This window comes from Ignavibacteria bacterium, assembly GCA_041649015.1.
GTDB lineage: Bacteria > Bacteroidota > Ignavibacteria > Tepidaquicellales > Tepidaquicellaceae > CAIKZJ01.
Map to the genome: position 1 here is coordinate 409,686 of JBAZNU010000001.1, position 20,614 is coordinate 430,299.

Sequence of the window (20,614 nt, forward strand, 5' to 3'; positions counted from 1 at the left end):
TAATCCCTAAAACTTGTTAAAGACAAAGAATATACGAACAATATTGATTTCTGCGGCTGTAATAATATCTATTGCAGTGTGGGTAATCTTTACACCACAGGAAAGATATTATTCAGTTCAGGAAAACCAGATGACAGCGGCTGATTCGACAAAGAATAATACAAGAATAATGGATTCGATTGATACTGCAGATGAGGATGAAAGGAGCCGGGGAAGAAAAGTCACAACAAAAGAATTTATAGTAGACAACTTTTCAGATTATTACTACGGGAAAGTTACAGTATATGATGCAGGAGAATATAACGCACCCGGAAAGGCTGAGATATACAGCAAGAAAAACAATAGAAAGCTTTTAAGTGTTAAATCCAGCACAATAAACTGGGGGATATCTAGCAGCAAACCGGACACGAATATTAAGATAATGTACGGAGAGCAAGACGTTATAATATATGAAGACTTTAATTTTGACGGAATAAAGGACTTTGCTTTTCTGGACGGGGCTTGTAATAAATATTTTACCCCTTCATACACGGTATATCTGATATTAAACCGTAAGATAGTTCACAGCAAGGGGTTTACTAATCTTGCAAGGTATTATCTGGGGATGTTCGACGTTGACAGAAAAAGGAAAATAATAGCTGTATATGAAAAAGGCGGATGCTGCTATACTGCATATAAAGAGTATAAGGTGGTGAATAATTCTCCTGCGGTTGTTTTAATAGAGGAACAGGAAATTAAAGACAATTACCTTTTTAAGACAACGAGAAAATTATTGAAAAACGGAAAGTGGAGAAAGAAGACAACGAAGGAAAAGGCGCATAAGGATTATTAGAATGATAAAGTTTTTATGTAATTCACAAATGTTATAATTGAACATTTCTTATATAACAGACCGCAACCAAGATGGTTGCGTTGCACTAATAAATAAATATATGAGAGAAATATTTTAAATATTTAGTTGATTAATAAAAGATCGCGTCCTTTTCCATACAACAATATTATCATCGATGTGAATACCATGATTCATCATAAACTCGGAGTAAAGCATGTATTCTTCCCAAACCGGAATATCGTGGTTGTTCCTTGCATTGTCACCACCTCCTATAAGAACAATTTTAGGTTTACCGTAAGGATTAATTATTACAGCATTATGAAGTTGTTCGCCTTCATCGGTCAATAGTTCGTACCTGCTGTTATATCTATTATAAATTCTTGCAATAAATTCCGGATAACTCTTATTCGAATAATACAATGCCTGATACGTACTGACTGTTTCTCCGCATATATAAAACAACCTGAATCTGTTATGTCCATAATCCTTGGGTGAATGTTCTTTCAGGTCGTAAACTACGTAATATGCAAAAGGTTGTTTTATATCATAATATAATTGCTCTTTGTTAAATACAGGGTCGTTAAATCCTTCCATAAATGAAGGAAACCACTCTGTCGTTATGATTTCATCCAAATCGACTTTTCTGTATCCTATTACTTTATAGTCAGGTGCGGTATCCATTTGCTGCAAAAACATTTCCTCTGTCATTTTAGAGCCGCAAAACACCAAACTTCGAGTAGTTTTTACAAACATCGACATTATTCTCACTTCGAATCGTTCTGCCGCATAAAAGAACGAAAAGGAAAAGAAAGTATTCAACCTTAAACCATCTTTTTCCATTGACCAACTCCTCCATTTGTTTCTTTCGTGGTTGTTTATTTTGTATATCCACCTTTTGCGATGTTTCATTGTACATTAATTGCTTTTATTTGTCTGCTCATAATATGAAAATTAATAAGAGACAAGTTATGTCCCTGTAAGGTGTTTATTTTTGTTAATTGAATGCATAATTTTAATATGAACATAAACCTCGGTACAATTATGGCAAAACAAAATAAAGCGGTGGTAGGTAAAGACCTGCTGAGAAGAATTTCAAAGATAAACAGGGAGATAAAAGACGGAAGGTTTCCGAATAAGGAGAGGTTGGCGAGAAGTCTAGAGGTATCCACTAAGACGATACAGAGGGATATCGAATACATGAAGTTTGAGCATAACGCTCCGATTGAGTTTGATAAGCTGCGCAAAGGATTCTATTATACAGATGACGGATTCAATCTGAACCCGCTGACGGTTGATGCGAGCGATTTTCTGGCTGTTGCCGTAACGGAGAAGGTACTGGAGCAGTACAAGAATACGCCATACAGCAAGTATTTCAAGAATTTTTACAGGAAGATTGAGAATATATTTGAGGGGAAGCTTTCTGTTAATATAAATGACATTGATAAAATACTCAGTTTTTATGTGGGACCGGTGAGGTATGTATCTGAAGAAGTGATGAACGTATGCGAGCGGGCACTTAGGGAAACCATAAGATGCAGGATGACTTATTTGACCGGTTACAGCGGTGCTGTTTCTGAGAGATTAATAGATATATATCATCTGAAAAACTTTAACGGTAACTGGTATATAATAGGTTACTGCCATAAAGCTAAGAGAATAAAAGTGTTTGCAGTAAGCCGTATCAAGGAAATTAAATTAACAAACCAATATTTTAACGTTCCTGATGATTTCAGCATAGAAAAGTATTTTGAAAACAGTTTCGGGATCTTTGAGAGCGATAAACTCTACAATGTTAAACTGAAGATAATGAATGAATCCGTCAGGTATGTAAAGGAAAAGAAAGGGCACAGTTCGGAGAAAATCACTGATCAGAAAGACGGTTCGATTATTCTGGAATACAAGGTAAACAATTTAACAGAATTAACCTTCTTCGTGCTTTCGCTTGGAAGAGACTGCGAGGTGATAAGTCCCAAAGAGTTCAGAGAGGAAGTGATAAAGGAGCTGAAGGGGGCGCTAAAGAATTATTTGTAATCCTTTATTACACTATAAAAAGAGTTCAACATTCCTGAACAAGCTTTAATTAAATCTTCACTAAATTCAGCTTCCTGAGTATTGATAATCTGTAAAATCCAGAGTTGTGAATTTTTATTTAAAGTTTCTATTTTATTTCTTAGCTCTTCTCTAGTTGAGAATTTCGGGGGCATTCGACTTAAGGAAATATAATGATATTTAAACTTCTGATACTTTATGCTTTCGATTTTACTAATATTCTCTTGTTCAACAAAATATTTTTCAAATCCGTCCTCAAAATTAGTTTTCATTTCTGCGCACATAAGTAATATGTTGCTATTTTTAACTTTTATTAATAAATCAATATTTACTTTTTTATGTCCTTTTGTTTTCCAAGGACAGTCAAGTTGGTATTTGTTAATAATTTCGATTTTGTCTGATTTATTAAGATTCTCTACACAAACATCTAAGGCAAACTTAAAAATCCATTCTATTAGAATTCCACCGAAACTACTGTGATTTAGTTTGTTATTCTCAGCAAAAGTTAAATATTTTTCACGATATTCTTTTATTAATTGTAGAAATATTTTAGAACCCTTGTCATCGTCCCTTTCAAATACATTATATTGACATGTTAATTCTTTTAATATTTCCCTTTTGAAGTACTTTAAGAAACCCATTTTTACTAAATAATGCTAATTAAGTAAAGCCTTAATAAGCATTAAAATTATAAAAAATATTGAGGAATACAAGACCTAATAATCGCTGATATTAAATATTGCTTATACTAGGACACGCCTTGTCCACCCCATCCTCGTATATTTGTATAAAATAAATCATTATATGGAAAACAAAGCAAATAGCGAGGCGTACGTGAACGGAAACGGGAAGGTTCACTTCGGTAATAGGATTGATTATTCTACCAAAAGGATTAACTATGAGTTTAATAAGTTCTATTTCAAAGAAATTCTGAAATTGTTGCAGAATGTTTATGAGGAAAAAATCGCAATTCCCGAAATTAAAGTAAACCGGTTATTTTCTCATAGCAGTGATGGTTATATGAATGTTGTCTCATATTTAGATAATACCACCATACTGGAAATCGGTTTGGACAATATAACGTGTGAATTTGAATGTAGTGGTGTTATGTATCTTCTTAATATGTACACAGAAATTGACAGGTCAAGGTTTATGCATTACTGCTTAAATTTTTCATACCCCAAAGACCATATTCCAAACGAAAGAATAGGTCACGAACTTCTTAGACTGGCATTTCATTATACATCCGCTTTTAAAAGGGGATGCTGTGAAATCAGTTTATTTAATAACGAACGTGAAGCAGTTAGTCATCTTAATGTAAATTTTATTAAACCTCCCGAAAGTGATATCAAAAATATTTTTCTCAAAGATGAAATTAAATCCGACATTGAAAGGTTCATTTATACTTTTAATAACTTCGAAAAGCACGAAACGCCTTTGCGATATCTTCTGTCAGGTAAACCCGGTCTTGGCAAAACAGAGATTATCCGTTCTATAATAAGCAGATGCTCTCCGAACGGGTGCGTCGTCATTCCAAAGGATATGAGCGGTGCAGACTGGCTCGTATTTGAATTTGCAAAGTTGTTTTCTCCGGTACTCGTTTGTGTAGATGATATTGATTTAATATTCGGCAAAAGGGATGAAGGATACGGAAAGAGAAACCTTAACAAGTTTCTAACAATGCTTGACGGCATAATGCAGAATAAATTCTTCCTTGTTGCAACCACTAACGATAAGAAGCTCGTCGATATGGCAGCTTCGCGTCCCGGCAGGTTTGATGAAATAATCGACTTTGGCGACTTTGAAAGAAAGTTCTATATGGATTTAATTATGAATCATACCAAAGAAGAGAAAATCTTGAACCTATTCACTGATGAAGTGATGAACTTTATGGAAGGTAAAAAAGTATCTGGTGCATACATAGTTAATTTAATCAAGCAGATAAAGATTATGTTCGAATTGAATCCTAACTTTTCATTCGATGACTTGATGAAATATCTTAACAGAAACTATAAAGGGTTTTATAAATCACAGGTAGAAACCGACCGTAGTTTTGGTTTTGGAAAATAAGGGAGGAAAGAAAATGGGTGAAAATACAGAAAGACTGGCAAAGAGATTCCTTATTATGCAGAATGTATCGATTGGGTGTCTGCTATTCCCGCTTGCGTTACTGATTTTGTTTGGGTTGATATTGATGTGTGCATATATGGGACGGTGAAGAACAGGGAGAGCAGCAGATAAAGATTATGTTCGAAATGAATCCAAGCTTTTCATTCGATGACTTGATGAAATATCTTAACAGAAACTATAAAGGGTTTTATAAATCACAGGCAGAAACCGTCCGTAGTTTTGGTTTTGGGAAATAACAAACTCAAGTTAAGTAATTAAATAATACTGTAAATGACAAAAATATCAGAGGAGTTAAAGTATAGGAATGATGTGAGGAAAAAAGTAAGTGATAAAGTATCTAAAGATATTTCAACTCGTATTTCGTCACAAATTGTATTTAACAAAATGGAAAACTCATTGCTCAATTCCAAAATAAACGGAAAGAAGTTCTCCAAAAAGAAGGCAAGGGATATCGTATTTCACATGCGTGACTGGATATTTGAATTTATGGAGCTCGTTTCATATTACAAAAATCCTGGTAATTTTTCAGAAGATGAGATATCAGTAATACTTATGAACTTTCTCATCCACGCACCTGCACACATTGCTGCAGCAAAAAAACTATACACCGGCGAAGCTTTATCCGACGTGTTTGGGATAGATGCTGTTAATGCATTCCCGAAAAGTACAAATAAGAGAATGAAATTATAAATAACCGGTTATCATTCAAATTCAGCGGAGGTGGATCCCCAAATTCACCATTTTAAAATCTCAAGAATTTCTTATAATAAATTAAATTGCATAATAATTTCTTTGAATTCCTTTGGTAATAAACTCCAGACCTTGTTTGCAATTTCAGCAGATAGTTTTTTGTAGTATGCGAGTGCTATTCCGCCTGTGATTGCCGCTATTGTATCACTGTCTCCGCCAATTGATATTGCAAGTCGTATTGCATTTTCAAAGTCTGTGCTTTCAAGGAATGCGATTATTGCTTCAGGTACAGATCCCTGACAACTTTCATCAAAGACATAAACTTCTCTGATATCTTTAATCTTTCTTTCTAAATCATAACGAAAGGTGTCTTGTATATACTGCTTAATTTCATCTTTACCGGAGCCGGTTCTTGCAAGAAATATTGCTGCGGCAGTTGACTGAGCACCTTTTATTCCCTCTCTGTGATTATGTGTCGGCAGGGCACTCCTCTTAGCCTCGGCAAGAGTATCTTCAAGCGTATCGTAAAAACAACCGCAAGCGCTGACTCTCATGGCAGAACCATTTCCCCAACTATTATATGGTTTAAGGTCTTCTGAATTTAACCACTGATTAAAATATCCTCCGTAACCTCTGTTTGGGTATTTTCTTCCGTATTCTTGATAAGTCTTTGTATAATCTTTTCCGTTTAACAAACAATCAGCAACGGCAATCGATAGAACTGTATCGTCTGTAAAATCCGATTTATCACAAAACAAATCAAACTCCGTTGACTTTACATTATTCCATTCAAAAACAGAACCGATTACGTCACCAATAACTGCTCCAAAAAGTGGAGTTAATATATTAGATGCATATTCCATTTTCAAAAATAAGTTTTTCCTTTCTTTAAATTGATACAATTATTTTCATTAACAATATTTTTAAAAAGTTCTGATAAGTGTTTATGGTCTTTTATCAGTGCAAATATATTAACGCTAACTGAATTGAGCACCAATATCAGTTGCTGAGAAAATCAATTTGGTTGTTAGGTTATACTTTTGTATCAAAACATCCCTGTACGCCAGAATTTCCGCAATTGTTCGTATATCATCAAACAGAACCTTTGCATTTGTCTTATTGATCTTCTGAACTAATTCAGTCAGTTCATTAAAACAATCCTTCAATACTTTATAAATATCGTCAGGATTTTCTACAGGTTTATCTCCCTCCTGCACTTTCGCATACCTGAGTAATTTATCCCTCAGGACTTCAATTCGCTTCTGAGAATTACCTCTCTTTATTAATGCTTCTGCTAGTTTCATTAATTTATACTCCTATTTTTCATAAATGTAATCCTTCTACGTGGACATATTCTGTCTTTATGTTATTCTTATATTTGATTAACATTAAATGAATATAAATGGAATGTGCCTTATATAACCGTTACATGAAAAGTACTTTTACGGTACAGATTCATTTTGTTTTAGCGAGTTGACGGAATTATAAAGAGATAATATATAGTATTATATTTAAACGTTATTTTTTATACATTTGATAAACCAAATAATCAACCAAGTAATCAAATATGAAAACACTCAAAGACAAATTAATATTAGACAAATTAACATTCCTTGCTAATATTCACAGAGTTCCTGCTACAATATTTACTGATGAAGACTCTATGAAACAATTTAAATGTCCAGAGTCAGCGTTAAAATTTTTTTTGAAATATGCTTTTGAAAGATCTGGCTCTGCTCCTGCATTTAAATACATGGCTAAAGAAGCATTAGAAAAGGCAATAGACAATTTTAATGAAAATAGAGACTTTAAAGAAAAGGACTTTAAGAATCTTTGGAAAGAATTTCGAAAATTAAAAGAGAAAAACAACTTAATTGGTTCTTCTAATAAGAAGTATGATGGCGATGAAAAGGATAAAGGATTAAATAGAGAGAGAAATCTCTTTTATAACAAGGGTATTTGTGAGAAAAATAGAAAGTGTAGTGTATTGCAAATCTTACAAATATTAAAAAAGGAAGCGAGCACAAATAATCTATCTTCTTGGTGCTCAAGCAAATTGGAAAATAATGAGATTAAAATTGCATATAATAAGCTTTTAAAAATTAGAGGTATAGGGCCAAAGATTGCATCTTTATATCTAAGGGATATTGCTTATTTGAAAGGAATTAGATATGACAAGCAAAACGATTTTTCTCTATTAATGCCGATTGATACTTGGATAGCTCAGGCATATAAAATAATCTTTAATAAAAAAGAAAGTACAACTGAGTTAATAAAATTAGAAAAGGATAGAAAAAGAATACAAGATGAAATTGTAAAAATATGTTGTGATAATGATATTTGCCCAATTGAATTCAATAAAGGTGCATGGTATTTTGGAAGTAAGATTGCAAAAACATACGATAGGTTCCAAATGGCTCTTGAAGATGATTCTAAAGCAAATGAGTTTATCAGAGAGGCTTTTACTCTGCTCGAAAAGGAGAAATCGGCACTTTCAAAATTCTTATAATGACGATCCCTGCCTCAAGCAGCGGGGTATCTTATTACAAAAATATACTTGATAATTTTAATTAATTCTTTCGTTTTTATATAGCAATATTAGAAGCATTCATTGGAAGTAACAATCAAGGACAACATACTATAATAATATTCTTATAATAAATATTAATTATGACTTCAAAGGAAATTAGTGATACACTTAAAAGATTTAAATGGAATAATCTAAATAGAATTTATGGTTGTGCTCATAGTTCGATAATTGGATTTTTATCATACGAGTGGATATCTCTTGCAAAAGAAAACTCTGTTTTAGACGGAGCACCTTCGCCAATTATTAAACAAGAAAGTGGTAGAAAAGGTCAGAATAATTCCGACCTTCTATTATGTAAAGCTTCAAAACCGTTAATACCAGTAGAAGTTGAAACAAGTGTTATAAAATATAAGTTAAAATTGGATTCATTAAACAAATATATTGATAATTTTGCAGATGTTAAATTTGGTCTGTTATATATGTCTAATTTGGTGAATGGAAATAAAAAATACAAGCATAATTGGGACAGTATCAAGAGTATTATTACCCAGAAAAGACGATGCATAGCATTAGTATCAGCTGAAAAAGCGCAAATAAATTTTGAAGACAAAAATAATTGGTCGAAATTGTTAAAACGGAATGACTATAACAAATGGGAAATTGTAAATATCAATTATTGGATACACGATGAAAAAGGGAATATAGCCGAAGGTAACTTATACTCAAAATAACGGATAGAAAGCTAACTGCAGTTTTGTGCAATTCCGGATAGACGTATAATTTGGTAATTTCGTTCTTATAAATGTATCTAACCTTTGGGTTGGATGAGTATTTTGAATCCCTTTGCACAAGCCCTCCCCAACGATAGTTCTATACAAAACAATACTGTTATGCTTCAGTTGGAATTGGACAAATTAGATCATTATATTTTAGGAAGGTGATTTGAAATGCCCAAGATCAATATTATCTCATCGCCACGGATTGTGTTATTGGCGGGAAACCTGTAGTGATAGGGTTAAATGCATATGTGAAAAAGTAACGGTAATTTATTTCCTCCAATAATTTCGTTTAATAGAAATTTATTAATACGTTTATTAATTAAACGAAAGGAAAGTGTTATGGAATTTGCCGGAGATCCAACATTCGAATCAATCTTCACCAGCCGTAAAGTAACATCTGTATTTGAAAGCCTATCTAAAGAGGAGAACATATTAGAAACCGAGTTATTTAGTGTAGTGGAAGAAGAAATCATACTCCCCTATTATGTAGAAACTTTTGACTTTTACGATTGTGCTGTTTGTTATTTTACTAATGCACTGAGAAAAGACTTATTTGCTCCTTACATCAGGGTATACAGCAAAGACAAAATACACTTTGGTTGCAAGACTGAATTTCCTCCTCCCAAGTTTAACATTAAAACATTTTTTAATATCCCCAAAAGATATATTATGATGAATGTTGATGATATTCACTACGTGTTTAATTTATTGTCTGTTAAAAAAGAGTTAAGGACTTATGCTATTTGTGACTTTTTATCATGCTTTGAGGATTTCAGTTTTCATGTTAAAGGAAAACGTATGGTTGATTTTGTGGAGAGGTGTTTGGGGAAGTATAGAAGAAGATAAATAGGTAATCACAAGATAAAATCATAATCTGAATCCATCCAATTAAAGGAAAGCTTTCTTTTACGAAATATTCCCATGTTTTGTCAATTTAACCGAATCTCCAGAGTTTCATAATAATTTATTTAAATTTTATAATTAACTATAAATTTTCTCTTTCTCCATTTCCTTCACTATCTTCATCGTTTCCACACTCACCGTGCAGACTCTCATCAGCAAATCTATTACCTTTTCCTTGTAATCCGCAAACTTGTACGTGTTGAATTTCTCTCGTATTGTCGGGTCTTTCGGTTTCTTTTCTTTATACTGGTCGAGTATCCATTCCAGAGCCGAACGGTTCCCCAGCTTGTAATCCCACGCTTCTTTTGGAATTCCCGCGAGGGTAGTCAGTTCGTCAATCTCTATCGTTCCGTTTTCTTTGTTTGCAGTCAGTTTTGTCTTTACCTTTGGTTTGTAGGTAGGCAGTGCATCAGACTCTTTCACTTCCTCAATTAATTTCTTCTTTTCTTTTAAATGCTCAGCCTTCGTTTCGCTCGTTATTAATTTTAGTTTGTATGGTTCCGCACTCTCAAAGTTTATGTGCAAGTCCATCAGCCTTTTTCCTCTGTCACACCATTTCTTAAAATTATCATAAAACGGTATTCTTGGAAACTCACGTTTTAAATTAATTTCGTATTTCTCTCTGTACTCAGGATTATGAAGTACGGCATACACATAATGAAATATATCTTCCTTCTTTATTTTCTTGTCTTCGTAATGATTTTGAAATTGCTCTAATCCCCAGTCTGTAATATTATCTATTCGTTTATTTGTTGAATCATATCTATAAAGAGGAAGGCATTGTGTCTTCTCAAGCAAGTCATAACAGTATCTGGTATTTGTCATTAATGTTGAAAATGGTTTTGAAGTAGATGTTCCTGAATGACAGATTACAATATTATCTTCTTCTTTAAAAACATTATTTAACTGATACTGCATTTCATTTAACTCTTTACTAAAATACAGTTTTCTTTTATTATATGGTCTATATAGACTATCTACAATTAGTTCTTTATTAAACTTATAGTCCTTCCCTTTAAATAAATCATTTTTAACAGCTCGTGACCATTTAATATCATAATTAACTTCATCTTTTATTTCAGTTTTAGATTTACCTTTTAATTCTTTTAAATCAGTATTATATACATCTATTAGATAATTCACCTTTTGTTGTAATCGTTTTGAGTTGTCGTCATAAACCCATTCATCCCTTGCCGTAACAACCCCTAAAGAATATAATTCAAAAATTGCTTTTTGGTCTTTCCTTAACTTTACATCTCTGCTTGCAACAGGAATAAGTTCTTCCCAATTGTTTTCGGTTAGATTAATCCAATTATTATCCTTGTCAGGGATTATATGTGCAAAATCTATATCCTTCAATTTATGTGATTTTAAATATTCCTTTTTTTCTTCTGCTTTTGCATAATCTTCTATAGCATTGTAGTAAACTTTAAATCCTGGTTCTCCATCTTTTTTAACAAGAAAATACACTGCTACACCAACACGGATTAAATCACTGAATATGTTCCCCCCTTCTTGCTTTCTGCGTTCACCGCTTGTTCGTGCATTACCTTTTAAATCAATTATATGAATTTCGTTAAATTCCTGTGAGATGACTTTTCTAAATCCATCATAAGTTCTCGAATCAATAAAAGAACTATTTGAAACAAAAGCAATTATTCCGTTTTTATCTATTCTATCGCTTGCCCATCGTAAAAATCTTGAATACATATCATACAGTTTAGTCTTCTGTGCAGTGCTGTTCTTTATATACGTTTCTTTTATTCTTTTATCAATTTCATGATATTCTCTGTTTTTATTGTTTTCGTTCTCATTTTTCTGGTTTGCATTGTAAGGCGGGTTACCGATTATCACAGAAATCTTTCTATCGTTTTGCTTTTTAATCCTTTCCGTATTTTCGCTCGTGAGGCTGAAAGCATTAGTTTGTTTACCATAGCTCATTGGTAGTGTATTATCAAGTGTATCAACAAAACATATATTCGAGAACTCTTCAAAATATCCCATCTTTTGCTTATACGTGTATTCAATGTTTAAACTCGCAATGTAATAAGGGAGTATAGCAACCTCGTTAGCGTGTATTTCATTCTTATACTTATAAGCAAGGTCTTGCTTTGGAATTGTGTTCTCAATTATCTCTGAAATGAATGTACCTGTTCCCGTCGCTGGGTCGAGTATGTCAACGCTCTTATCCGATAGAGTTTTACCGAAATGTTTATACAAAAGATGATTAGTGCTTTCTATCATAAACCTTACAATTTCGTTCGGAGTGTAAACCACTCCCAGCCTGTCCGCTGCCTTTGGATTATAACTCTTGTAAAAGTTTTCATATAATACTTTCAGAAACTTCTGCTTCTCGTGATGGTCTGTAATTGCAGCGGCTGTTGAGTTTATAGTGTCGTAATAATGTTCAATGCTTCCAAGCAAATTTCTTCTTTCCGAATAAGTAAATAGAATATCTATAAGTTTTTCAAGTTCAGCCGCTATCGTATTATGCCTGTGAAAATCAGGGTCGTCGAATATTTTATTAAATATGTCAGAAGTGAGCAAATGCTGTATCATCATTTCGCGAACATCGGCAAGTGTGATTTCGGGATTGATTTCAGCTTTGCACAGTGCTAAGAAAGTATCACGCACAGAAATGTAATTCGGGTTTGTATCGCCCACTTCTTCAATCTTAGAGCGGAGTTTCTCTATTATTGTGGGAATATCTTCCTTAAACTTTTCAATCGCATCTTCAAACTTATAAACAGTCTCGCTCTTAAAATTAAAAAACTGTTTTAATATTGTATCCAGATTATCCGCATTGCGAACAGGAACTGACATAACCCGTTCACCTCTTTGAAAAAGAACCGCCGTGTTTGTATCTTCAAAAAGAATGTTTGTGAGAGGGTAACCCTTTTTAATCTTCTTATCTATCTCTTCATTAATATCATCAGCCTCATCCTTGCTTTCCCAAAGCCCCACATCCAATCCCCACAGGTTTTTAACTATTCCGTCAGGATAAACCTTCGAGCCTTTCGTTCCCATCGTGGAAACTTCGGGAATAACCTCGTAATTATTATCTTTTGCGTAATGATTAAGAAGCATCCAGAAGTAATTTCTTACGGCAGTTTCATTTTTGGATTTGCCGTATTGAAGGGCTCGGTCGATATTGATATAATATTGGTTGATTAATGTTCTTGACATAAAATCCTGTATTGAATAAAGTTGTAAAAATTTATATAATAATCTTTGTAGCGCTGTAGTTTAGATAGTTCAACTTGTTTTCCAGTATTTAATGTATATTTTAATCTCAATCGTATAATTAAATTAATATTTAGTTTGTCAACCCGCATTCAATTCTTTTAGACGAATGAAGGTTTACCATCAGAAACACAATCCGTAATAACATTAACTTGAGTGGTTGCGACTACAAACGGTTTTCCTTTGAAGTTTAATGTTGGCATAAGATTTTATCATTTTATTCGTTAATTTAGTTTTTATTATATTCTTAAAAAACTCAAAATATAATCTTACAAAATTAAATTGATGTGTTTATTCTTTCGCCCCATCTTTTAACTGGATTATTTGTAACGAAATGAATTCCATTCTGAACCGAATGAAAAAGTTATAACTGTTTGTATCCTAAGTGATATTCTAATGCTTTTGTAAGTCAGGAATCAAAATTGATATGTTTAGATAATCTTGCTTATTTAAATCTTGTTTTCAGATACTCTTCCCAGCTCTTTGCGGGTAATTTGCTGTCTTTTTCTATGCACTTCTTAATAAATTCATCTACCGTTTTTTTTGTAATAAGCTTTTTATTCAATGCTTCCCTCAGCAATTCCATCGTGGGAATATTTATAATTCCATACTGTTTGCAGTATTCATGTACATCTTTTATGTTACTGCTCGATATGTATTTTTTCCTAAACCTTGCAAACGCTAAGCATGCGCTTTCCCCATCACCGAGTCTTTCACTTATTAATCTGCCGTATTCAAATAGTATCTCCATATCATCATCAGGGAACTTTATCTCTTCAATTGCTTTTGTCTTTAATATCTTTTCTACTTCTTCTTTTGTTTCCCTTCTTTTGTACAATTCTGCTTTTACTCTGTCTAACAAACAAAATCTGTTGGGATAGATTTTCACTAATAAATCCAGCTTCTCGCCGTTTATGAAATTTATCACAACATCCGCATCAAGTAATATTTTCGTCTCGTCTTCTTCCGCGCTCATGCTGTTTCGTCAATTCTTTTCAATTCGTGCATCCATAAGTATATTTAAATAATGCTGCTCTGATATCTTTTCCGCATCATAAAGTCGTCTTGCTTTTTCTCCGTAGTCTCCGATTATTTTTCCATCATTTCCCTTCTCATAAAGCTCTGTCGTGTATCCCAGCTTCTTTGCATCTGTTATCACGCCTATCCTGTATTTTTCGTATGCTTTTGAGTCTATGTATTTCATTCTCTTTAATGCCGTAAGTAATCCGGCCCTTGAACATGAATAGTATTGTTCAATCTTTATCAGCGTCGCCAGCTTTATCTTATTCGTTTTTTTCTCATCATCTGGTATTAATTCGATTATTCCTTCTTCGGGAAGTAATAAATAGGAAGCAAACAAATCCGCCCTTATCTCAGTATCTGTTCTTTTCCGTTTCGTCTCAGCATAACAAATATTTTTCTCGAATTCTTTCTCAAAATATAAATGATATAATTCGTGACATATCGTAAAATGCTGCCTGCCTATAGACTTTAATGAGTTTATTAAAATGAATCTGTTCTCGTTTATCTTTATCGACATACCCGAAATTTTGTCGTCAATTTCCCTGAAAAAGGTAATTACATTTAATTTCATAAGCAGGCTTGTAAGCCTGATTGGCTCGTTCGCACCGAAACCGTGTTGCTTTCTGAAATTTGCCGCCTGCATCCGCATTTCAACTTCATGGCTCATTGTCTTTTCTCTATTCTCTTCATTTTTAAATAGTTCTTAACAACTTTGCCGAATTCGCCTATCGCCTTGTATCCTTCCTTGCTAAGCTCGTCTGCTCTGAACGATAATGCAGCTCTTTCTTTTCTATCTTCTTCATACATTTCAAGTAAATCTATAAGCTCCACTTGAAATAAATCTGAAAGTTTATTCAATATATCCAACGGCGTCTTCCTTTCACCCGTTTCGTAATAACTTAATTCTGCACGGTTTATACCTAAATATTCAGATAGGCTTTCCTGCGTCATATTATTTAATTTCCTGAAAAAGGCTATATTTTTCCCTATAATTTTTTGTTTTTCCATGGTTTGTTTGATTCTAAGTATGTTACAAATATATAAAATATAATTAATAATGTCAATATGTAACATTATATGTGTTAATTGTGAGCTAAAAATGGGGGTTTTTGATAGAATGGTGAAAATATATTACAACGTATCGCTATTCATCCCAAACATATGTCAATACTCCGTTATATGCTTTCATCGGTATATTCTGCTCGTGCAAATATTTTCCTTTTATGTAATTTCGGTCTTTTAAAAACCATGCATCTGCTAATATGTCGTTAACTTCTGTATTAATTTCTTTCCCCGAATAAAAATCGTATGCTTTTGAAAAATTATTTACTTTTTGTCCGTTCTCTATCCACTTAAAAGGGAAGTATTCATTTATGCAAGACCACTTCACCCTCGTATCCTCACTGAATATTACTGCAATCGGAAACCTTCCGTGCTCTGCATATCTTATTGCCATGGAACTTATCGAAGTGTTGAATATTTGTGCTGCTGTTTCAACTGTTTCCTTCGCTTCATATTTCCATTTTACAAATTCTTTTACCCACTCTTCAGGCATCAGTAATTCTGCCGCAAATATATTCGCCTCTTTTTCTGGATCTTGTGTACTCAAAAAATAGTTAAAATCTGCTTTCTTGCAGAAATATTCTCTTGCCTTTTCTAAACAATAATGTCCTACTTCATGGGCTATAGTGAAATTTTTTCTGCCCTCTTCTTTTATCTTTTTATCTATCGTTATTAATCCGCCTTCTTTATCAATAAATATTCTCCCCGCATGTCCTTGTGTATCCTCTTCTTCTATCATTAGATTTTCACCGTTTGCAATTTCTCTTACGTTTAAATCCGACGGCTCCTTTATGCAGTATTCATCCAGCAGTTCCCTCGCTCTTGCCTTTGCTCTTGCACTCATTCTTTCTCACCCCCTTTGTTCATTACTCTGAACCTCTCCAGCTTCTTCCTGTCCCTTTCTTCTATTTCTTTCTTTTCCTCCTCGCTTATCTCTCCATTCCTAAACTGAAGTGCAAGACTATCTATGGAAATATCTATTGTTTCGGTTTTGTCATTCTGCTCTGTGCAATCTATTTTGTTAAATTCTTCTTGAAGCCTTTTTCCTTCAGTTCTTTTTCTCTCGGCACGTCTTTCTTTTATATCTTCGAGTGCTTTTTTAATAGCGTAGTTTGGGTTTATTCCGGCATCTGCTAAATATTCTCTTATTTGCTCTTCGGATTCCCCCTCTGTGCTTATTAAAAAATTTACTAGATTATGACTGATTTTTTGCTTCATAAATTCCTCTTTAATTTTCCTAATTTTGATTTTTATAAGTTTATTTTTGAATGTTTTCTTGTGTTTTTATATTCTTAATTATGTCTTTCATCCTATAGTCTATTTTGTAATTTTCAATCTCTTGTTTTTCTGTTTCCGGTAGTTTATTAATTACCTTGTTTCCCGCTCGTTTTATCCTGTCAATCGAGTTACGTACTTCCCTCTCGTTTAATTTCAAAACCTCAGCAATATCTTTTTGTTTTGTTGCTTCTCCACTTTTTATTACTTCCATAATTTCAATGGAAATTAAATCAATGTCTCCGTCAATTAATGGAAGCTCTTTCTTAACCATCTCGGATATTGCATTATCATCAATTTCTTGCATTATGTATGTCCCGCAGTTTCCATTATTGTCTTCGTCATTTGAAGCTATTCCATCTCTGTAATAAACTGCTTCACTATTATTGTTGCCCTCTCCCTCAAGGTTATTCAAAGAAATTAATTGTATTTTACTATTAATCTTTTTCTTTAATTCGGACGTTAGATAACTACTCACTGAATTATATATCATCGCTTCTATTTTCACATTCTCAAAACCCCAATTCCTTACTCCCTTTTCTATTTTGTCTGCTGCTTTACTAAAAAGTTCAACACCATTATGTTCATCCTTATCATGGTATTTTCCCATTATACTTTTGCCCAACCTGTCAAGCTGTGCAATTAAAGCTACATAATCATTTGGTTGTTTTTCAATAAATTCATGTATTTTGTTGCTGATTAATTCAGCCTGTTGGAACTCGTTCATCTTTCCTCCCTGTTAATTATAATTTCTTGCAATTTTTGAAGCAAAATACTTTTCATTTTGATTCTTTTTAAATTAATCATTTTTTAATTTTAAATTATTATACTCATTTAATCTTCTTTTTATGATTTATTCTATCATTTTATCTGTTTTTCTGTCTATGGTGTCCTATTTATTCTTGATCATTCCTTTTTGCTCCAATTTTCACTCTTTTCTCTGATTTCTTCCCCCGGCTTCCCCCTTTCTTTTCTCACTAAACGTCCTGTTTACATTATATTTTCTAAAAACTTCAAAATTTATTGTTATTCCGTGATTCATTTTCTTTTCAATATAATTATTTACCGTTATCTGCCTCTTACTATAATACTTCTCTAATTTCTAAAATTTAACGTTCTAATTCTTTTATTATCATTGTGCCTTATTTTTAAGCGACTTGAGAAGTTTTGATGTATGACTAAAATTTGATTAATATTTAATTATTTTATTTTGCCAGCATCTTATTATAATACTTCTCTTTTTCACGAAATTTAACGTTCTAATTCGAAAAAATATTTCGAGCACTGTTTTTTCTCTTTTTGAGAAGTTTAACTGTAGAAACGAAAATTAAGAATCAAAAAATGTACAGAAAAATTAAAAATATAATGAAAAACAAAGAAAATGAGAGATTTTCTAGCTCTTTCTCGTATGCTCCTCGAACATTTCAGGTATGTTTCGGCTCTGAGATGCGTCTCAGTTGCGCTTACGATGGCTTTATTCTTCGTTTCGTCGTTATTGTCCATTTTCACAAATATACAAAAGTTGTTTTTAATTTGTTGCATACTTTTATTCTCATAATTTTAATACATGTATTTTCTACCGTGCACAACCTCTTCGGCTGGAGGTTCTTAAACAAGCCGGGGGAAACAAAATTTCTCCTGACTCTATCAATAAACTCATTTCATAAACTAAACTCATTTAAATCATGGGTGTTCTGAAAAAATCTGTACTTGGAAAACCAAGTGGTGTAGTCGGCGACATTCTGTTCCGCTACAAAGACGGCAAGACCATCATCGGTACCAGACCCGTCTCTTACATGCCCGGCATGGACGTTAATTCAGTTAACCGTAGAAATCGTTTCGGTATAACTGCTAAGTTCTCAAGGGCTGTAAATTCTTTACCTTCCTTTAAGAATCTGTGGGATAATGTTACTCCTAATAACATATCTCCCTTCAACGGTATCTTTAAGGCAAGCTATCCTTTTGTTACACCAACCGACGTCACAGATATGGCTAATATTGTGCCGCAGTTGTTTGGCTTCGATGTAACGACAACCGATGTTTCTATCGACGCAACAGAGGTTAGCGTTTCTATCGACCCTATCGGAACTAATGCAAGTATTGATACGAATGTCGAAAAGTTTATTCAGCTCGGCACCGTTATCAAATGTACCGATGGTACAGTGGATACTCTTCCTAAATTAGTATTCATTCCATTAAAGTCTTCAAATGTAGTTTTGAACCTGGCGAACCCGCTCAGTTTCACTATTACTCTTTGCGACCAGGACAGCGACTTGTATTCTTATTTCGATACGCATGTGTCTTATCTTGCTTTCGTCACTCTCGATGAATTCGGTAAGGCAATTCATTATTCAAAAGGCTTTAATGCATAATGAGTGATGATAACAAAGTGTAAAATATTGATAAAGGTCAAAGTAGAATTGCATCCTGTTACACATAAGTCAGTTTCTGTGTCATCTGCGTGCTTCATGCAATCTCTTTCCTCTCCTTCATCTTGTTTTACCTCATCCATCTCTGGGGGTGCTCTGCACCCCCAGATTATTATCCCTAATTCGTTCTTAATCAATATGCGCTCTTACTCTTATTTTCTTAATCAGTGTGCATCATAATCAATCATAAAAATCAGTGTGCGTTCTTGTTCTACTCGGTAAAAAGTTCTTTAAAATTAATACTCGCTCTTAATCAGTGTGCATCATAAACAATCATAATAATCAGTGTGCGTTCTTGTTCTTTACGATATACAATTTTTTCAAACTAAAAATAAAGGATTACAAAAATGGCTAAACTCATATCTCCAATGCCCTTCGGCAGACTTTCAGGTAAACTCGGTGAACTGGTTTTTAGAAACTATCCCGATAAAATTGTCGTAAGCAAACGTCCTCTTTCATTCAAACCGGGCTCTGACCCTGCATCTGTAAACCGCAGACAAAGATTTAAACTTGCTTCTATGTTTGCAAAATCAGTTAAATCACTGACGGTTGCTTATGAAATATGGGCAAAAAAAACCCAAAATAAAATGTCTGCTTATAATTGTGTATTCAAGCATAATTATGATGCTGTCGAACACAATGATGTTTCTAAGTACGTAAGAATATTCCCCGATTCTCATTTTCTCGTTCATCCGGATTCGTTCATCTTTACTAAAGATTATCTTCACGTATCATTTAATCCCTCTGACTTAAACATCCCTGATTACTATGATGTTAAATATATGCAGGTTGCCTTGATTATATTCTGTAAAGAGTCACTTGTGGACTATCGCGATGAATGCAGATTCTTAACTCATTTAACCGCTCCTGTAAAAATATCTGCTGATGGAAAAATGTCTTTCAGTCTCGCTCTTAGTAATAATGAAATATTAAACCCTGATATTCCATCTTTGAATGATTCTCAAAAATCAGTATTTGCTTCATACAACAGCCATTCTGTTTTCATAGCATTCATGGCTCTCGATAGTTATAGAAAGTATGTCCGGAATTCACAAACGCTCAGCATCCTTAATCAATAATGCCATTCACAAATCCTTCCCGTATTTTGTATCTCCCAAAATGCGGGAAGGTCCTTTCTCACATCATGCGGGAAGGTACTTCCTCACATCTGTAATTAATCGCGTAGCGATTATATGTTGGTAGCAACTCATGTTCACATAAGCAAACAATGCCGTAGGTATTGCATGTCAATTCATTGCTGTTACTTTTCAATATGGAATACTTAACGGCATTCTCTTCAGAGCTGCATATAATAATTAATCGCGTAGCGATTATATGTTGGTAGCAACCCATGTTCACATAAACAAACAATGCCGTAGGTATTGCATGTCAATTCATTGCTGTTACTTTTCAATATGGAATACTTAACGGCATTCTCTTTAAATGCTGCATATAATAATTAATCGCGTAGCGATTATATGTTGGTAGCAACTCATGTTCACATAAACAAACAATGCCGTAGGTATTGCATGTCTATTCATTGCTGTTTATATAAATATCTTGTATTCAGAAATAATCTGTGTTAATCCGTTCCAGACGTGAAAATCCGCGTTCTATTATTAAGTAAATCATGTCTTTAAAGTCTCATATTAAAAAGTTAATTTGAATA

21 protein-coding genes are annotated in these 20,614 nt (G+C 33.4%); 10 read left to right on the top strand and 11 right to left on the bottom strand.

Annotation, left to right across the window (positions count from 1 at the left end; all coding sequences use genetic code 11):
• Positions 1 to 13 precede the first annotated feature (13 nt).
• Entirely contained in the window at positions 14 to 832 is an 819-nt protein-coding gene (locus tag WC644_01790) for a hypothetical protein (GenBank protein MFA5010660.1), read from the top strand.
• 114 nt (positions 833 to 946) lie between these two features.
• Here WC644_01790 and WC644_01795 read toward each other — a convergent pair whose 3' ends face one another.
• Positions 947 to 1,741 carry a hypothetical protein gene (locus tag WC644_01795; GenBank protein MFA5010661.1) on the bottom strand — a complete coding sequence of 265 codons (795 nt, stop codon included), beginning with the start codon at positions 1,739 to 1,741 and terminating at the stop codon, positions 947 to 949.
• 132 nt (positions 1,742 to 1,873) lie between these two features.
• Between WC644_01795 and WC644_01800 the strand changes: the two genes are divergently transcribed.
• Positions 1,874 to 2,863: a WYL domain-containing protein gene (locus tag WC644_01800; GenBank protein MFA5010662.1), complete on the top strand. Its 990-nt coding sequence runs from the start codon at positions 1,874 to 1,876 to the stop codon at positions 2,861 to 2,863.
• On the opposite strand, the gene WC644_01805 is transcribed toward WC644_01800, so the two are convergent.
• On the bottom strand, positions 2,854 to 3,522 hold the full coding sequence (locus WC644_01805; protein ID MFA5010663.1) for a hypothetical protein: 669 nt from the start codon (positions 3,520 to 3,522) through the stop codon (positions 2,854 to 2,856). The two genes, WC644_01800 and WC644_01805, sit on opposite strands and share 10 nt — an antisense overlap.
• Positions 3,523 to 3,685: 163 nt before the next feature.
• On the opposite strand from WC644_01805, the gene WC644_01810 reads away from it, so the two are divergent.
• The 3 genes from WC644_01810 to WC644_01820 all read left to right on the top strand — a co-directional run bounded on the left by WC644_01810 (position 3,686) and on the right by WC644_01820 (position 5,701).
• The gene (locus tag WC644_01810; GenBank protein MFA5010664.1) at positions 3,686 to 4,951 is read left to right on the top strand and encodes an ATP-binding protein; all 1,266 of its coding nucleotides are present in this window, start codon (positions 3,686 to 3,688) and stop codon (positions 4,949 to 4,951) included.
• 128 nt (positions 4,952 to 5,079) lie between these two features.
• Entirely contained in the window at positions 5,080 to 5,247 is a 168-nt protein-coding gene (locus tag WC644_01815) for a hypothetical protein (protein MFA5010665.1), read from the top strand.
• A gap of 34 nt (positions 5,248 to 5,281) precedes the next feature.
• Complete coding sequence (locus tag WC644_01820) at positions 5,282 to 5,701, top strand: hypothetical protein (protein MFA5010666.1); 420 nt, start codon at positions 5,282 to 5,284, stop codon at positions 5,699 to 5,701.
• A 71-nt stretch (positions 5,702 to 5,772) separates the two neighbouring features.
• Here the strand turns inward: WC644_01820 and WC644_01825 are convergent, their stop codons facing one another.
• Complete coding sequence (locus WC644_01825) at positions 5,773 to 6,564, bottom strand: ADP-ribosylglycohydrolase family protein (protein MFA5010667.1); 792 nt, start codon at positions 6,562 to 6,564, stop codon at positions 5,773 to 5,775.
• A 114-nt stretch (positions 6,565 to 6,678) separates the two neighbouring features.
• Positions 6,679 to 7,005 carry a DIP1984 family protein gene (locus WC644_01830; protein MFA5010668.1) on the bottom strand — a complete coding sequence of 109 codons (327 nt, stop codon included), beginning with the start codon at positions 7,003 to 7,005 and terminating at the stop codon, positions 6,679 to 6,681.
• Positions 7,006 to 7,268: 263 nt separating this feature from the next.
• On the opposite strand from WC644_01830, the gene WC644_01835 reads away from it, so the two are divergent.
• The 3 genes from WC644_01835 (at position 7,269) to WC644_01845 (ending at position 9,856) form a co-directional block, all read left to right on the top strand.
• Positions 7,269 to 8,210: a hypothetical protein gene (locus tag WC644_01835; protein ID MFA5010669.1), complete on the top strand. Its 942-nt coding sequence runs from the start codon at positions 7,269 to 7,271 to the stop codon at positions 8,208 to 8,210.
• A 161-nt stretch (positions 8,211 to 8,371) separates the two neighbouring features.
• Positions 8,372 to 8,962 carry a hypothetical protein gene (locus WC644_01840; protein MFA5010670.1) on the top strand — a complete coding sequence of 197 codons (591 nt, stop codon included), beginning with the start codon at positions 8,372 to 8,374 and terminating at the stop codon, positions 8,960 to 8,962.
• A gap of 387 nt (positions 8,963 to 9,349) precedes the next feature.
• Positions 9,350 to 9,856 (top strand): hypothetical protein, encoded by a 507-nt coding sequence (locus WC644_01845; protein ID MFA5010671.1) that lies wholly within the window; start codon positions 9,350 to 9,352, stop codon positions 9,854 to 9,856.
• 135 nt (positions 9,857 to 9,991) lie between these two features.
• On the opposite strand, the gene WC644_01850 is transcribed toward WC644_01845, so the two are convergent.
• From WC644_01850 to WC644_01880, 7 genes are all read right to left on the bottom strand, one after another.
• On the bottom strand, positions 9,992 to 13,099 hold the full coding sequence (locus WC644_01850; GenBank protein ID MFA5010672.1) for a type ISP restriction/modification enzyme: 3,108 nt from the start codon (positions 13,097 to 13,099) through the stop codon (positions 9,992 to 9,994).
• Between the two features lie 502 nt (positions 13,100 to 13,601).
• Entirely contained in the window at positions 13,602 to 14,132 is a 531-nt protein-coding gene (locus WC644_01855; GenBank protein MFA5010673.1) for a hypothetical protein, read from the bottom strand.
• A 9-nt stretch (positions 14,133 to 14,141) separates the two neighbouring features.
• The gene (locus WC644_01860) at positions 14,142 to 14,846 is read right to left on the bottom strand and encodes an ImmA/IrrE family metallo-endopeptidase (GenBank protein ID MFA5010674.1); all 705 of its coding nucleotides are present in this window, start codon (positions 14,844 to 14,846) and stop codon (positions 14,142 to 14,144) included.
• Positions 14,843 to 15,187, bottom strand: a complete 345-nt coding sequence (locus WC644_01865) for a helix-turn-helix transcriptional regulator (protein MFA5010675.1) — start codon at positions 15,185 to 15,187, stop codon at positions 14,843 to 14,845. Before WC644_01865 ends, WC644_01860 begins: the two co-directional genes overlap by 4 nt.
• A gap of 136 nt (positions 15,188 to 15,323) precedes the next feature.
• The gene (locus WC644_01870) at positions 15,324 to 16,085 is read right to left on the bottom strand and encodes an ImmA/IrrE family metallo-endopeptidase (protein ID MFA5010676.1); all 762 of its coding nucleotides are present in this window, start codon (positions 16,083 to 16,085) and stop codon (positions 15,324 to 15,326) included.
• A complete protein-coding gene (locus WC644_01875; GenBank protein MFA5010677.1) occupies positions 16,082 to 16,459 on the bottom strand; it encodes a hypothetical protein in 378 nt (125 codons plus the stop codon). Before WC644_01875 ends, WC644_01870 begins: the two co-directional genes overlap by 4 nt.
• A gap of 40 nt (positions 16,460 to 16,499) precedes the next feature.
• Positions 16,500 to 17,243: a hypothetical protein gene (locus WC644_01880; protein ID MFA5010678.1), complete on the bottom strand. Its 744-nt coding sequence runs from the start codon at positions 17,241 to 17,243 to the stop codon at positions 16,500 to 16,502.
• A 958-nt stretch (positions 17,244 to 18,201) separates the two neighbouring features.
• Here WC644_01880 and WC644_01885 point away from each other — a divergent pair.
• Both WC644_01885 and WC644_01890 read left to right on the top strand, forming a co-directional pair.
• Positions 18,202 to 18,888 (top strand): hypothetical protein, encoded by a 687-nt coding sequence (locus WC644_01885; protein ID MFA5010679.1) that lies wholly within the window; start codon positions 18,202 to 18,204, stop codon positions 18,886 to 18,888.
• 404 nt (positions 18,889 to 19,292) lie between these two features.
• A complete protein-coding gene (locus WC644_01890; GenBank protein MFA5010680.1) occupies positions 19,293 to 20,024 on the top strand; it encodes a hypothetical protein in 732 nt (243 codons plus the stop codon).
• Positions 20,025 to 20,614 lie beyond the last annotated feature (590 nt).